This is a genomic window from Gemmatimonadota bacterium, assembly GCA_040388625.1.
In the GTDB taxonomy this organism is placed as follows: domain Bacteria; phylum Gemmatimonadota; class Gemmatimonadetes; order Gemmatimonadales; family Gemmatimonadaceae; genus Fen-1247.
Genome location: JAZKBK010000004.1, coordinates 469043 through 484800 on the forward strand (window position 1 = coordinate 469043; position 15758 = coordinate 484800).

Genomic DNA, 15758 nt, shown 5'->3' on the forward strand with positions numbered 1-15758 from the left:
CAATCCCAACATGCCCGACAATACATATACAGCGGCCGAACGCCGCTCCGGTGATGCTCAACCCGTACGGCGAAGCTGGTTCCGACGCGAACCAGGACTTGCGGCCATCTTCCTCGGCCTCGGAGTGATGCTTCTTGCATTGCTGCTGCCGCAGGAACAACGTACCATGGCATTCTACCCTGCGATCGCGCTCGTCGTGATCGGCACCCTTCTAACGCTGCGCCATGGCCCAGACAAGCATCAGGATTTCCGATGACCGGCTGGCGCTGATCGACAGTGAAGCGGCGGACGTCGCCCTTGCGTGATGTGACCTGCGCAGGGCGGCGTTCGCGGCCCGTGCCGCGAATCCCGTGAACGCACCGATTGCGATCGCGGCGATACTTGCGACGGTCGGCATTCTGCTGGGCGGCTCCGTCGTTCTGACCCGCCTCACGGGACGCATCGGGATTCCAATCGCACTTGGCTTCATCGCGGTGGGACTTCTGGCCGGTTCCGAAGGAATCGGCCACATCGCGTTCGAGAACTACAGCTTCGCGTTCCGTGCAGGCGTCGTCGCACTGGTGCTCATCCTCTTCGACGGCGGGCTCAACACGCCGCCGTCGTCGCTGCGTCCGGTTGCCGCGCCGGCCCTCCTGCTCGCGACCGTCGGTGTGGTTGCAACAGCTGGAGTACTCGCTGCGTTCGCGCACCTTGCCGGCGGCCTCGACTGGCCGATCGCGCTGCTCATCGGCGCGGTGGTTTCATCGACCGATGCAGCTGCGGTGTTCGCGACGTTGCGCGGCAGCGGCACCTCGCTCAAATCACGCGTTGGCCGGTTGCTGGAAGCGGAGTCCGGACTCAACGATCCTGTCGCGATCATCCTCACGATATCTCTCACGACGTTCGTGTTGTATCGCACGATCGAGAATGGCGGGAGCGTCTGGACACTCCCACTCACCGCGACATTCGAGATCGTGGTTGGCGGCGTCGCAGGGTGGCTCGCCGGCAAGGCGTCGACAAAACTCATAACTCAGGTACGCCTCGAGTCCGCCGGCCTCTATCCGGTGCTGACGCTCGCCATAGCGATGACGGTTTTTGGCGTTACCACCCTGCTGCACGGAAGCGGCTTCATGGCAGTCTATGTCGCGGGTGTCGTGATCGCAGGCGCCACGCAACTGCCACACCGGCCAGCAATTCTTCGCGTGCACGATGCGTTCGCGTGGCTGGCGCAGATCGGGATGTTCCTCGTGCTCGGGCTGCTCGCATTTCCCACGCGTCTTGCAGCCGCAGCACTGCCGGGCCTCGGCCTCGCACTCGTGCTCACGCTGGTCGCGCGCCCAGCCGCCGTTGCGCTGTGTCTCGCACCGTTTCGCTACTCGCTCCGCGAAACGACGTTCATCGGCATCGTTGGACTGCGCGGCGCGGTTCCTGTCGTACTTGCAACCATCCCTGTAATGGCCGGCATTCCCGGCGCGCGCCGCATCTTCGATGTGGTGTTCTTCATCGTCGTGCTGAACACGCTGATGCCAGGCACGATCGTGGCGTGGCTCGCGCGCAAGCTGGGTGTGGTCGGAGCGGCGACACCCGAGGCGGCGGCGACGATCGTGATCGAATCGAGCGAGCCGATGCAGAGCTCGCTCAGATCGTATTTCGTGGACAGGGCATTGCCCGTATGCGGTGTGCCACTATCCGAAGTCCCGTTTCCGGACGGCGCCGCTGTCACGATGATCGTTCGCGGCACGGCGTTGCTGGTCGCCGAGGGCGCGACCCAGTTGCAACCGGGTGATCACGTGTATGTGCTCGCATCGCCCCAAGCGGACCCGATGATACAACTTCTGTTCGGCCGACCGGAAATTCTGGAGTGAAAAGACAAGAGGCGCATCCAGACTGGATGCGCCTCCTGCGTTACCCGTGTCCCGCCGTGTTACTCTAGTTCGCCAAGCAGCTTGGCAATCCCCGGAGGGCTCGCCGCTGCACCTGCGGCGGCTCCTGCCTTGCCCGGACGGAAATCCTCGTCCTCGTCACCAGCGGCGAGAATCTCCTCCATCGTCGGCTCGGGTGGCTCCTCGACGATCGGTGCTGGCACCGACACGCCTTCGATGTCCACTTCCTGATAGCGATACACACCAGTACCGGCCGGAATCAGGTGGCCGATGATGATGTTCTCCTTGAGGCCCATGAGGTCGTCCTTGGCGCCACGGATAGCTGCATCCGTCAGCACTCGGGTCGTCTCCTGGAATGAAGCGGCGGAGATGAACGACTGCGTAGTCAGCGACGCCTTGGTGATACCAAGAAGCAGAGGCTCCGACGTGGCCGGCTTCTTCCCCTTCTTCTCGGCGCGCGCGTTCGTCTCGCGGAACATCGTCCGGTCGACATGCTCGGCTTCCAGATATTCTGTCTCTCCGGAATCGAGCACACGCTCCTTCTGCAACATCTGGCGAACGATCACGCCGATGTGCTTGTCGCTGATCTTCACACCCTGCAGGCGATACACTTCCTGCACTTCGTTCAGCAGATATTCCTGCACCGCGCGCGGTCCCTTGATCCGCAGAATGTCGTGCGGATTGACCGGACCTTCCGACAGACGATCACCGGCGCGCACTCGGTCTCCCTCGTGCACGCGAAGGTGCTTGCCTGCCGCGACCTCGTACACCTGCGCCTCGACAGCGTCGTCCGTGACCGAAACGCCGTTCTCGACACGCATTGGCTGCACGAAGATCTCGCGCTTGCCGCGCTTGATGTCGCCGAAGCGAACCACGCCGTCGATCTCGGAGATCGTGGCAGGGTCCTTGGGCTTGCGCGCTTCGAACAATTCTGCGACACGCGGCAGACCGCCCGTGATGTCGCGAGTCTTGTACGCCTCGCGGCTGATCTTGGCGATGATCGTACCAGGCGTAACCTGGTCGCCGTCGTTGATGATCAACTGAGCGCCAACCGGGATCACGAAGTCGCGGACGCGCTGATCCTTGCCGCCCTTGACGTTCCAGATCTCGATGTGCGGGTGCAACTTCTTTTCACGATCCTCGATGACGACGCGCTGGCGCAGACCGGTAAGCTCATCGAGCTCCTCCGACACCGACTCCTCTTCGACGAGATCGACGAACTTCACGGCACCTTCGACGTCGGCGATGATTGGCGTGGTGTACGGGTCCCAGGTGAAGATCACCTGGTCCTTCTTCACCTCGTCGCCATCCTTCACCATCATCGTGGCACCGAGTGGCACCTGAAGGCGCGCGCCAACACCCGTCGAGCGATCGCCTGACGCGCGAATGGTGAGCTCACCTTCGTACGACGTGACGATCTTGCCGCCTTCGGTATTCGTAACCGTGACGAGGCGATCGCCGTACTCGACGACACCGGCCACCTTGCTCTTGCGTGCTGTCTGCTCGGCGATACGTGCAGCCGTTCCACCGATGTGGAACGTGCGCAGCGTGAGCTGCGTGCCCGGCTCGCCGATCGACTGCGCCGCGATGATGCCGACGGCCTCGCCCTTGTCCACCATACCCATGGTGGCGAGGTTGCGACCGTAACACATCTGACACAGACCACGTTTTGCTTCACACGTGAGCACCGAGCGAATCTTGACCGTCTCCAGTCCGGAATCCTCGATTGCACGCGCTGTCTCTTCACTGATGAGCTGACCCGCTTCGACGAGCAGCGTGGAGCGATTGCTCGCGTCGCGCTCCTGCGGATCGAACACGTCCTCGGCCGCGACAGTTCCGACGATGCGCTCCGACAGCGGCTCGATGACGTCCTCGCCTTCCTTGAGAGCGCCGACTTCGAGACCGTGCACGGTTCCGCAATCCTCTTCGGTGATCGTCACATCCTGTGCGACGTCCACCAGACGACGGGTGAGGTATCCAGCGTCCGCGGTCTTGAGTGCAGTGTCCGCCAGACCCTTGCGTGCGCCGTGTGTCGAGATGAAGTACTCCAGCACCGACAGTCCTTCACGGAAGTTGGACTTGATCGGGCTTTCGATGATCTCGCCTATTCCACCTGTCAGCTTCTTCTGCGGCTTGGCCATCAGTCCGCGCATACCGGCGAGCTGACGGATCTGGTCGCGCGAACCGCGCGAGCCGGAATCGAACATCATGAACACAGGGTTGAAGCCCTGATGCGACTCGCGCATCGCCTTCACCATCGCGTCCGCGACATCGTTGTTCGCGTGCGTCCAGGTGTCGATGACCTTGTTGTAGCGCTCGCCGTTCGTGATGTTACCAGTCTGATAAGCACGCTCGAACCGCTCGACGCGCTGCTCGGCTTCGCGCAGCAACGTCTCCTTCTCGGCTGGAATGTGCAGGTCTTCGATACCGATGGATACACCGCCGCGCGTTGCGTTGCGGAAACCGAACTCCTTCAGACGATCGAGCAGCTGCACCGTGGTGCTCAGCCCGGCCTGACGGTACGACTGGAAGACAAGCTCGCCAAGAGCCTTCTTCTTCATGTCCTTGTTCTGGAAGCCAAGCTCCGGCGGAACGATCGCGTTGAACATCGCGCGACCCGCAGTCGTGTACTCCCAGCGCGCGCCGTCCTTGTCGTCCACCCAGTAAAGGATGGGCGTGCTGTACTGCACGCGGGCACGTGACATCGCCATCTCGACTTCCGAGATGTTAGAGAATGTCTTCGCGGTATCGCGAATGTTCTCGAAATTCGGTGGTGCCTTGGTCGCGAAGTAGCAGCCGAGCACGATGTCCTGGCTGGGCTCTGCAACCGGGCGTCCGTCGGACGGCTTGAGAATGTTGTTGCTCGAAAGCATGAGCAGACGGCACTCGAGCTGCGCCTCGAACGAGAGCGGCACGTGTACTGCCATCTGATCGCCGTCGAAGTCCGCGTTGAACGCGGCGCACACGAGCGGGTGAATACGAATCGCCTTGCCTTCCACCAGCACCGGCTCGAAAGCCTGGATGCCGAGTCTGTGCAGCGTAGGCGCACGGTTCAGCATCACCGGATGGTCGCGGATTATCTCCTCGAGGATCTCGTACACCTCGGGTGATTCCTTCTCCACGATCTTCTTGGCGCGCTTAACCGTCTCGGCGATTCCCTTCTCGACGAGCTTGTGAATGATGAACGGCTTGAACAATTCAAGCGCCATCGCCTTCGGCAGACCGCACTGGTGAAGCTTGAGCTCCGGACCAACGACGATCACCGAACGGCCCGAGTAGTCCACGCGCTTGCCGAGCAGGTTCTGACGGAACCGGCCCTGCTTGCCCTTGAGCATGTCGGACAGTGACTTGAGAGGACGCTTGCCACGACCGCGGATCGCCTTGGAGCGACGACCGTTGTCGAACAGTGCATCCACCGCTTCCTGAAGCATACGCTTCTCGTTGCGCAGGATGACTTCCGGCGCACGGTGAGCGATGAGCTTGACGAGGCGGTTGTTGCGGTTGATGACGCGGCGATACAGATCGTTCAGATCCGAAGTCGCGAAGCGGCCACCATCGAGCGGAACGAGCGGGCGAAGATCCGGAGGAATTACCGGAACCACGTCCATGATCATCCACTCGGGCTTGTTGCGAGGCTCGCCAGTGTCACCGGAATTGCGGAACGCGTCGACGATCTTGAGACGCTTGAGAAGCTGCTTCTTGCGGTGCTGTGAATTCTCGTCGACGAGATCGTCGCGCAACGTCGTTGCGAGGCTGTCAACGTCGAGACGACGCAGAAGCTCACGGACGGCGGGTGCTCCGATGTCGGCGAGGAATGCAGCGTCGTTCTCCTCGCGCGCCTTCGTCTTGAGAGTTAGAAACTCTTCCTCGTCGAGCAGCTGATTCGGACGCACTTCCTGCTGGCCCGGATCGATGACGACGTAGTTCGAGTAGTAGATGACCTTTTCGAGATCGCGCAGCGTCAGATCGACGAGGTTTCCCATCGGCGACGGCAGCGTCTTGAAGAACCAGATGTGCGCGACGGGAACGGCGAGCTCGATGTGACCCATGCGCTCGCGACGAACGCGAGACAGGGTTACTTCGACGCCGCAACGGTCGCAGATCACGCCGCGATAGCGGATCCTCTTGTACTTGCCGCAATGGCATTCCCAGTCCTTTACCGGGCCAAAAATGCGCTCGCAGAACAGGCCGTCCTTCTCAGGCTTGAACGACCGGTAGTTGATCGTCTCAGGCTTGAGAACTTCGCCCCAGGACCACCAGTCGCGCAGACCGGCCATTGCAAGCCGCTCGCGCTCCTTGGGATCCTTGGGTCCACGGATCTCCTCGGGCGAGGCGATCCGGACCTGGATGTAGTCAAACGCCGACGCGCGTGTCTCGCGCGAATTGCGAAAATCAATCATAGTTTACTCCCCGCTCCCGTTGCCGCTGCCATTGCTCTCAGCGGCGATGAGGCCGTCACGCTCGGCGTTCATCCGGGCGGCGAACCCGGATTCGTTGGCACCCATTCGTACGTGGATGCCAAGCGCCTTCAGCTCCTGCACGAGAACGTTGAACGACTCTGGCGTTCCCGGCTCCGGCAGGTTCTGTCCCTTCACAATTGCTTCATAAACCTTGCTACGACCGTTCACGTCGTCCGACTTGACCGTGAGGATCTCCTGCAGGGTGTGCGCGGCACCGTACGCTTCCAGCGCCCACACTTCCATCTCTCCGAAACGCTGGCCGCCGAACTGGGCCTTGCCGGCCAGTGGCTGCTGCGTCACCAATGAGTACGGCCCGATGCTGCGCGCGTGAATCTTGTCGTCGACAAGGTGCGACAGCTTGAGCATGTATATCGTTCCAACCGTAACAGGCGAGTTGAACGTCTCACCGCTACGTCCATCGCGCAGACGAACCTTTCCGCCAGGCGTGATGCCTGCCAGGCGAATCAGCTCCGTCGCAGCCGCATCGACGTCGAAGTCCTTCGACTCGATCGTGCTCGCGAGCGCCGGAAGCTCCTGACTGCGGAGCAACGACGTCGCGCCTGCTGCGCGCTGCTTCTCCAGACTCTTCAGCTGCGCTTCGAACGATTCGCGATGCAACTGCGTGTATTCTTCATCCTCCATCGCGGACTTGTGGAAGGCGAGCTGGGTCTCCAACTCGGCCTCCTCACGCGCAACCAGATCCTTCGTTGTGGCAGCGACGAAGTCACGAACGCGAGCATAGATCGCCTTCGTTCCCGCGCCACGACCCTTCGCTCCGAGATCGTTGAGCGTTGCATCGGACAGCAGCTCGGTACGTGTGGCTTCCGAGCTTTCCGGCTTGATGTCGTTCAACAGGACGCGCACTTCCTCGTCCGTCATCCTGAAGTTCGTTCCACCCAGCTGCAGAGCGTCACGCACCCACGTGAGCGCGGCAAGCTTGAGCAGCATGCCGATCTCGCGCTCGTTCGCACCCTGGAACACCGGTGTCTTGGCGTAGAAGCCGAGCAGCTTCGCGGCCCACCCGAGGTGGGTCTCGAGAATCTGTCCGACGTTCATACGGCTCGGAACGCCGAGCGGGTTCAGAACGATGTCCACGGGCCGTCCGTCGGGGAGGAACGGCATGTCCTCCTCAGGCACGATACGGGCAACGATACCCTTGTTGCCGTGTCGGCCGGCCATCTTGTCACCGACCGAGATCTTGCGCTTCTCGGCCATGTAAACCTTCACGAGCTGGATCACGCCCGGCGGCAGCTCATCCGGCTGCAACACACGGTCGATCCGCTCTTCAGCCTTCTCTTCGAGCTTCGCCTTCTCGTCGTTTGCGGCGTCGATGATGACGCGCATACGCTCGTTCACGTCCTTGTCCTCGACGCGAAGCGTCTTGAGGTCGAGGGCGGCGAAGTTGACTTCGTCGAGCACTTCAGGCGTGAGACGCGTTCCCTGCGGAATCGCCTCTTCCACCGTACCCGACTTGAGTGCGAGCGCGACGGTCTGGCCTGCGAGCAGATCCAGCAGCTCGCCGTCACGGACGGCGTTCACGCGAATCTTCTCGAGACCTTCAACGCGCCGGATCTCTCCGATGCGCTCGCCGCGATCCTTCTCGACGACCTGATCTTCGACACGCGAGAAGATCTTGACGTCGATGACGACGCCTTCCATTCCGGGCGGCACCTTGAGCGAGGAATCCTTCACATCCTTCGCCTTCTCACCGAAGATTGCGGTCAGGAGCTTCTCTTCGGGAGACAGCTCCGTCTCGCCCTTTGGCGTGATCTTGCCGACGAGAATGTCGCCCGGCTTGACGTGCGCACCGATGCGGACGATTCCGCGCTCATCCAGATCGGTGAGCGCTTCCTCGGCGACGTTCGGAATTTCCTTCGTGATTTCTTCCTGGCCACGCTTCGTGTCGCGAACGTGCAGCTCGAGCTCCTGGATGTGGATCGACGAATACACGTCGTCCTTCACCAGACGCTCGCTCAACACGATGGCATCCTCGAAGTTGTGTCCGTACCACGGCATGAACGCCACCGTGACGTTCGCGCCGAGTGCGAGCTGGCCCTGTTCCGTGGACGCACCGTCGGCGAGTACGTCGCCGGCTGCAACCTTCTGGCCGCGATATACCAGCGGTCGCTGATTGATCGCGGTGTCCTGGTTGGTGCGCCAGTACTTCTTGATCTTGTACCTGTCGTGTTGCGTCAGACGCGCGAGCGGCCGATCGCTGTGCTTCTTCTGCTGAGCTTCATCCGCATCGACGACGATCTCGTCGGCGGTGACGCTCGACACCACACCAGCACGCAGCGCAATGACGACCGCGCCTGAATCGCGCGCGACCTTCTCCTCCAGTCCGGTACCGCACATCGGCGTGCGCGGATTGAGGAGCGGAACTGCCTGACGCTGCATGTTCGAGCCCATCAACGCGCGGTTGGCGTCGTCGTGCTCGAGGAACGGAATGAGCGCCGCTGCGATCGAGACGAGCTGCTCGGGCGCGACGTCCATGTAATCGATACGGTCGGGCGCCGAGAGCGGCACGTCGCCACCCTGGCGGCACAGCACCAGCTCATCCATGAACGAACCGTCCGGATTGAGCGCCGCATTTGCCTGCGCGATGATCGCACCTTCCTCACGGTTGGCGTCGAGCCACGCGATTTCCCTGGTGACCTTCTCGTTCTTCACCACGAAGTACGGCGTCTCGATGAAGCCGAGATCGTTCACGCGAGCAAATGTCGCAAGCGACGTGATGAGTCCAATGTTCGGACCTTCAGGCGTTTCGATCGGGCACATGCGGCCGTACTGCGAGTAGTGCACGTCGCGCACTTCGAAGCCTGCGCGCTCGCGTGTCAGACCACCCGGTCCGAGCGCCGAAAGACGACGCTTGTGCGTCAGCTCGGCGAGCGGATTCGTCTGATCCATGAACTGTGACAACTGCGACGACCCGAAGAACGCCTGGATCACCGCCGAGACGGTGCGCGCGTTCACGAGATCATCGAGCGAGATCTTTTCCGGATCGGTATTGATCGACATGCGCTCCTTGACCAGGCGCGCCATGCGTGACAGACCAACACTGAACTGGTTCGCGATCAGCTCTCCAACCGACCGGATACGACGGTTGCCGAGGTGATCGATATCGTCCACGTCGCCCCGTCCCTCGTGCAGCTCGATGAGGTAGCGGATGATGGCGACGAAATCTTCCTTGGTGAGCACCGTCTCGCCCGCCGGGCGATTGGTGTTCAGGCGTTGATTGATCTTGTAACGTCCCACGCGGCCGAGATCGTAACGCTTGGGCGAGAAGAAGAGTCGGTTGAGCGCGTCTCGCGCCGTCTCGCGGTTGGGCGCATCGCCCGGCCGGAGCAGCGAATAGATCTGCTTGAGTGCCTCGTCTTCCGACTTGGTCGGATCCTTGAGCAGCGTGTTGCGGATCAGCGTGGATTCTGCGCGTCCCGACGGGACGAACACGTAAACCTTGCCGATCTCCGCGTCGCGCAGCCGCTTCACGACGGCGTCGGTGAGCTGCTCGCCAGCTTCGGCGATCACTTCACCCGTCTTGTTGTCGACTGCGTCAATTGCGATTGTACGGCGCGCCGGACGCTCGCCGCGCTCGACCGCGTCCATCTCATCGCGGACGTCGACCAGCGTGTACGACGCGAACACCTTGACCGTCTCGATGTTGAGACGACGCAGGCGGTTGAACACTTCTTCTGTCAGCTCGTCGCCTTCCTTGACGAGCAGCTCTGACTCATCACGCTCGCGCTGCGCGCGGGCCTTCTTGGTCTTGAGCTTGGGCGCCTCGGGATCGGACGCTTCACCGGCGAGATTGATGTCCTCGGCGATGATCGCGCCGACCACCTCACGAAGATCCATGCGGCTCTCGCGCTTCTTCACGAGATCGAGCTCGCGAATGGCGAAGAAGAGTCGCAGAATGTCCGAGTTGGAGCCGTACCCCAGCGCGCGCAGCAGAGCCGTCGCCGGGAATTTCTTCTTCTTGTCGATGTGGACGTAGATCACGTCGTGGATGTCCACGGTGAACTCGACCCACGATCCGCGGAACGGGATGATGCGCGCGGAAATCAGACGCTGTCCGTTTGGGTGCGTCGCTTCCTCGAACACCACACCCGGAGAGCGGTGCAGCTGGCTCACGATGACACGCTCGGCGCCGTTGATCACGAACGTTCCGAGCGAAGTCAGGAGCGGCAGCTCGCCGAGGTACACTTCCTTCTCGATAATATTCTTGGGCCGCTTGCCATCAGCGGTCTCTTCGAACACTATGAGCTGGAGCGTTGCCTTGAGCGGCGCGCTGTAGGTCATGTCGCGCTCGATGCACTCCGCTACGGAGTACTTCGGCTCGCCGACCGTGTAGCTCTTGAAGTCCAGCGAGAAATTCTCGTGGACGTCGGTGATTGGAAAGAGATCCTTGAAGACGCGTTCGAGACCTAAGTCTTCGCGCTCGTGCTCGGCCGCGTCGCGTTGCAGCAGCGACTGAAAGGCCTGCACCTGGATATCCAGGAGATGCGGCATTTCCATGCCGGTCTCCAACTTTGCGAACGAGATTTGCTTCAACGTTTGGGGCATACATTCACCTTTGGGCACAGGCGCAAACAGCTCCGCCCCGGATGCCACGATTTTTTCGTGGCATCCGGGTTGGAGCGCTAGGGAACTACAGGACCTTCAGTTGTGATGGTTACTTCACCTCGACAACCGCACCCTGCTCTTCCAGCTTCGCCTTCATTGTGGCAGCCTCGTCCTTGGTCACACCGGTCTTTACAGCCTGCGGTGCGCCGTCAACGAGATCCTTCGCTTCCTTGAGGCCAAGACCGGTGAGCTCGCGCACGACCTTGATGACCTGAATCTTCTTCGCGCCGGCTTCCTTGAGGTTGACCGTGAACTCGGTCTGCTCTTCGGCGGCCGGTGCAGCGGCGCCACCGGCGCCACCTGCTGCAGGAGCCGCGCCAACTGGAGCGGCTGCAATTGTTACGTTGAACTTGGTCTTGAATGCATCGACGAGCTCGGACAGCTCGAGCACGGTCATGTTGCCGATCGCGTCGAGGATTTCGTCTTTGCTGAGAGAGGTAGCGTTAGCCATTGTAGTAAATCTCCGTGGTGTGTTAGGCGCCTTCGCGCTGAGTCTTGAGCGCATCGAGCGCCCCTGCGAACATGTACAACAGTCCGTTCATGGCGCCCGCAAAGGCTGCCATAGGGGACATGAGGCCGGCTCCGAGTTCAGCCAGCAATTGCTCCCGCGAGGGGAGTGATGCGAGTTGCTGCACCTGCGCCGGCTGAATGGCGCGGCCGTCGAGCAGGCCACCCTTCACTTCGGGCTTCTGCTCGTTCTCCTTGGCGAAGTCGCTGAGGACCTTGGCCGCCGCTACAGCGTCCTTGCCCACCACGATTCCGGTCGGTCCACGCAGCCGCGATCCGGCGAGACCACTCTCGTTCACCGCCCGCAGAGCCAGCGTGTTCTTGATGACTACGTACTCCACGCCCGCACGACGCAGGCGTCGGCGCAGCTCGGTCATCCGCTTCACATTCAATCCGGTGAAGTCGGTGTAATACACCGCCGAGGCGCCCTTGATCTTGTCGGTAAGCTCGGTGACGAGCTGTTCCTTTTCGGTTCTCTTCATGATGTCTATCTCCTAGCGGTACGGCGTGGTGTCTACGGTGACGCCCGGGCCCATGGTGCTGGACACCGCAACGTTCCGCACATACACGCCCTTCGCCGCAGCCGGCTTGGAGCGAACTATCTGATCCATGAATGCCGCGAAGTTCGTCTGCAGCGCGTCCAGCGCGAAGGAGACCTTCCCGATGGCTGCGTGCACGTTCCCGCCCTTGTCGACGCGGAACTCGATCTTACCGGCCTTCACTTCCTTCACAGCGCGGCCCACGTCGAACGTCACCGTACCCGCCTTGGGGTTCGGCATCAGTCCGCGCGGTCCGAGTACGCGTCCGAGCGCGCCCAGCTGCCCCATCTGGTCCGGGGTCGCGATGAGCACGTCGAAATCGAGCCAGTTGTCCTTGATCTTCTGGAGGAACTCGGTGCCGACGAAATCGGCGCCCGCAGCCTCCGCCTCACGTGCCTTGTCGCCCACGGCGATCACTAGCACGCGTACGGACTTACCGGTACCAGCTGGTAGAACGACCGTTCCACGCACGATCTGATCAGCGTGACGCGGGTCGACACCCAGACGAACCGCGACCTCCACAGTCTCGTCGAACTTGGCGAACGCACCCGTCTTCACGAGCTCGAGCGCCTTTGTAGCCTCATACGCCAGGCCTTCCTGCACACGCTTGGCGGAGTTGACGAACTTCTTTCCGTGCTTGCGCATCAGTCGCGCACCTCCAGACCCATCGAGCGGGCGGCGCCGGCGATCATCGCCATTGCCGACTCGATGGATTCAGTGTTGAGATCGGGCATCTTGAGCTCCGCGATCTTGCGCACCTGTGCCTTTGTGACAGATCCCACCTTGTTGCGATTCGGCGCACCTGAGCCCTTCTCCACACCAGCTTCTCTCTTCAGCAGGAACGCCGCGGGCGGCGTCTTGAGAATGAAAGTGAAGGACTTGTCCGCGTAGATCGTGATCTCTGCCGGGAGAATCGCATCCTGTCCCTGCGTCCGAGCGTTGAACTCTTTGCAGAAGGCCATGATGTTGATTCCCTGCGGTCCGAGAGCCGTACCGACGGGGGGCGCCGGGTTCGCTTTACCTGCAGGGATCTGCAGCTTGACGAATCCGATGACCTTTTTTGCCATGATACTCCTTAAACGTTTTCACCCGCGATCCACTGCGGGCTTCGAACCCCCACGGTGTGTTTAGAGTCGTTGTGGTATCCGACTAACGGCGGACCGATGCTCCGATCGCGCCGCGTATGTACGGGCAGGCCCCTGTGCCTGCCCAACCAAGGGCGGCCACGGAGTGCCGCCCCTACCTAATACCCCTTCAGATCCAGGTAATCCAACTCTACCGTCGTCGGTCGCCCGAACAACGACACCGACACGCGAACCTTGCCCTTCTCCGAAAGCACTTCTTCGACAGTCCCGTTGAAATCCGTGAACGGCCCTGTCGTTATCGCTACCGCCTGACCCACCATGAACGGGATCTCTTCCTTCGCAGCGACCGTCTCCTCTTCCTCGGCGAGGCCGAGCAGGCGGTTCACTTCGTCGGGTCGAAGGGCGTGCGGCTCGCGGTCCTTGTGGCCCACGAACTTGATGACGCCCTGGATTCCGTTGATCGTGTGAAGAGTGTCCTGGTTCAGGACCATCTCGACCAGCACGTAACCCGGAAAGATCTTGCGTGCGACGTTGACCTTCTTGCCGTTCTTTATCTCGACGACTTCCTGCGTCGGAACCAGAGCCTGACGGATCATGCGCTGATCAGGCGGCAGCGAGTCGCCCTCGATCTTGCGATCGATCAGCGTCCGCACCTTGTTCTCATGCCCGGATGTCGTCTGAACCGCATACCATCGGAAATCCACGGCCTAGTGCCCCGCGAACAGCGACGGAATACCGCGCACGAGTATCGCCTGGAATATCACGTCGATGATGGCGATCACCGCTCCGATGAACAGCACGAAGATGATGATCTTGATCGTCATGTCCTTGAGCTGCGCACGGTCCGGCCAGACAACCTTGCGCATCTCCGCGATCACTTCGTTGTAGAACGTGACGAGTTCCCTGGTCCAACGCACAACAGGGTTGACGTGTGGCTCAACTGTCGCAGGAACCGCTTCCCGGGCCATCTACTTCGTTTCCTTATGAACCTTATGGCAATCGCAACGCGGGCAGTACTTCTTCCACTCGACCCGTTCTGGATGCAGACGACGGTTCTTGGTGGTGAAGTAGTTCCTGTTCTTACAATCGTTGCACGCTAGGATGATCTTATCGCGTGGCATGTTTTAACTCGAGTATTTGAGATCGTGTAACAAAAGACGTTCTGTATATCGCGACCAGATGGGCCGGCACGGCGGCCGGCCCCTACAGGTCGCCCCTACACATATCCTACTACTCCTCCTACTGCAGTATCTTCGCGACGACGCCGGCACCGACGGTGCGGCCGCCCTCGCGGATGGCGAACCTGAGCCCCTCGTCCATCGCGATCGGCGTTATCAGCTCGATCGTCATCTGGACGTTGTCGCCCGGCATCACCATCTCCATACCCTCGGGCAGCTCCACACTCCCCGTCACGTCAGTCGTGCGGAAGTAGAACTGCGGACGGTAACCCTTGAAGAACGGCGTATGTCTGCCACCCTCTTCCTTGGTCAACACGTACACCTCGGCCTGAAACTTCGTGTGCGGCGTGATCGAGCCCGGCTTGGACAACACCATCCCGCGCTCGATGTCTTCCTTGCCCACGCCTCGGAGCAGCAGACCCACGTTGTCGCCGGCCTGACCGTCGTCCAGAAGCTTCCGGAACATCTCAACTCCGGTCACTACCGTCTTCTTGTCCGAGTTGAAGCCCACCAACGCCACTTCCTCGCCCACCTTAACCTTGCCGCGCTCGATACGACCCGTCGCAACCGTGCCACGACCCGTGATCGAGAACACGTCCTCGACAGGCATCAGGAACGGCTTGTCGACGTCACGCTTGGGCTCCGGGATATAGGAATCCAGAACGTCCATCAGCTCGCCGATCTTCTTGCCGTACTCGCTATTCGGATCACCCGACTCCAGTGCCTTCAAGGCCGAGCCCTTGATGATCGGCGTCTCGTCGCCCGGGAAGTTGTACTGCGAGAGGAGCTCACGAACCTCGAGCTCGACCAGCTCCAGCAACTCCGGGTCGTCCACCATGTCCACCTTGTTCATGAAGACGACCACGTAGGGCACGTTCACCTGACGGGCGAGCAGGATGTGCTCTCTCGTCTGGGGCATCGGGCCGTCGGCCGCAGAGACCACCAGGATGGCGCCATCCATCTGGGCCGCTCCGGTGATCATGTTCTTCACGTAGTCGGCGTGGCCCGGGCAGTCCACGTGCGCATAGTGCCGCTTGTCCGACTCGTACTCCACGTGAGCCGTCGCGATCGTAATGCCGCGCTCGCGCTCTTCCGGTGCCTTGTCGATCTGGTCGAAGGCGACCTTGGATGCCAGACCCTTGGCTGCCTGAATCGTCGTGATCGCCGCCGTCAGCGTCGTCTTGCCGTGATCCACGTGACCGATCGTGCCAACGTTTACGTGCGGCTTCGTCCGCTCAAATTTCGCCTTCGCCATGGTGTCCTTGATTCCCTTTGTTCGGTTCGTTTTTGAAACGTTTCGTTTTTACCACCGAAAGCTCGCGACCGGGATTGAACCGGTGACCTCACCCTTACCAAGGGTGTGCTCTACCAACTGAGCTACACGAGCGATTCGTCCTACTGGATGGGCACGGGGCCCATCCCCACATTCTCCTTCACCAACAACCTCGTACTGACAGCCCCTGTGGCCGCCCTTTCCCAACGATGGACGGATCTCAATATCCGT

At 61.2% G+C, this 15758-nt stretch carries 12 protein-coding genes and 1 tRNA gene; 2 read left to right on the forward strand and 11 right to left on the reverse strand.

The annotated features are described in order from the left end of the window. Positions 1 to 10 precede the first annotated feature (10 nt). Both V4529_10755 and V4529_10760 read left to right on the forward strand, forming a co-directional pair. Complete coding sequence (locus V4529_10755) at positions 11 to 256, forward strand: hypothetical protein (protein MES2358804.1); 246 nt, start codon at positions 11 to 13, stop codon at positions 254 to 256. A gap of 94 nt (positions 257 to 350) precedes the next feature. Then, the gene (locus V4529_10760) at positions 351 to 1844 is read left to right on the forward strand and encodes a potassium/proton antiporter (GenBank protein ID MES2358805.1); all 1494 of its coding nucleotides are present in this window, start codon (positions 351 to 353) and stop codon (positions 1842 to 1844) included. A 59-nt stretch (positions 1845 to 1903) separates the two neighbouring features. Here V4529_10760 and rpoC read toward each other — a convergent pair whose 3' ends face one another. The 11 genes from rpoC to V4529_10815 all read right to left on the reverse strand — a co-directional run bounded on the left by rpoC (position 1904) and on the right by V4529_10815 (position 15641). After that, on the reverse strand, positions 1904 to 6262 hold the full coding sequence (rpoC, locus tag V4529_10765; GenBank protein MES2358806.1) for a DNA-directed RNA polymerase subunit beta': 4359 nt from the start codon (positions 6260 to 6262) through the stop codon (positions 1904 to 1906). Between the two features lie 3 nt (positions 6263 to 6265). Beyond that, positions 6266 to 10885 carry a DNA-directed RNA polymerase subunit beta gene (rpoB, locus tag V4529_10770; protein ID MES2358807.1) on the reverse strand — a complete coding sequence of 1540 codons (4620 nt, stop codon included), beginning with the start codon at positions 10883 to 10885 and terminating at the stop codon, positions 6266 to 6268. 109 nt (positions 10886 to 10994) lie between these two features. Next, positions 10995 to 11396, reverse strand: coding sequence for a 50S ribosomal protein L7/L12 (gene rplL, locus V4529_10775; GenBank protein ID MES2358808.1), 402 nt, complete (start codon positions 11394 to 11396; stop codon positions 10995 to 10997). 22 nt (positions 11397 to 11418) lie between these two features. Continuing rightward, the gene (gene rplJ / locus V4529_10780; protein MES2358809.1) at positions 11419 to 11934 is read right to left on the reverse strand and encodes a 50S ribosomal protein L10; all 516 of its coding nucleotides are present in this window, start codon (positions 11932 to 11934) and stop codon (positions 11419 to 11421) included. A gap of 12 nt (positions 11935 to 11946) precedes the next feature. Continuing rightward, a complete protein-coding gene (gene rplA / locus V4529_10785) occupies positions 11947 to 12636 on the reverse strand; it encodes a 50S ribosomal protein L1 (GenBank protein MES2358810.1) in 690 nt (229 codons plus the stop codon). Then, the gene (gene rplK / locus V4529_10790; GenBank protein ID MES2358811.1) at positions 12636 to 13058 is read right to left on the reverse strand and encodes a 50S ribosomal protein L11; all 423 of its coding nucleotides are present in this window, start codon (positions 13056 to 13058) and stop codon (positions 12636 to 12638) included. Before rplK ends, rplA begins: the two co-directional genes overlap by 1 nt. Positions 13059 to 13234: 176 nt before the next feature. Next, positions 13235 to 13780 (reverse strand): transcription termination/antitermination protein NusG, encoded by a 546-nt coding sequence (gene nusG, locus V4529_10795; GenBank protein ID MES2358812.1) that lies wholly within the window; start codon positions 13778 to 13780, stop codon positions 13235 to 13237. A 3-nt stretch (positions 13781 to 13783) separates the two neighbouring features. Further along, positions 13784 to 14044: a preprotein translocase subunit SecE gene (secE, locus tag V4529_10800; protein ID MES2358813.1), complete on the reverse strand. Its 261-nt coding sequence runs from the start codon at positions 14042 to 14044 to the stop codon at positions 13784 to 13786. Beyond that, positions 14045 to 14197: a 50S ribosomal protein L33 gene (rpmG, locus tag V4529_10805; GenBank protein MES2358814.1), complete on the reverse strand. Its 153-nt coding sequence runs from the start codon at positions 14195 to 14197 to the stop codon at positions 14045 to 14047. A 118-nt stretch (positions 14198 to 14315) separates the two neighbouring features. Then, the gene (gene tuf / locus V4529_10810; protein ID MES2358815.1) at positions 14316 to 15509 is read right to left on the reverse strand and encodes an elongation factor Tu; all 1194 of its coding nucleotides are present in this window, start codon (positions 15507 to 15509) and stop codon (positions 14316 to 14318) included. A 59-nt stretch (positions 15510 to 15568) separates the two neighbouring features. Then, a tRNA-Thr gene (locus V4529_10815) sits at positions 15569 to 15641 on the reverse strand. Positions 15642 to 15758: the final 117 nt, after the last annotated feature.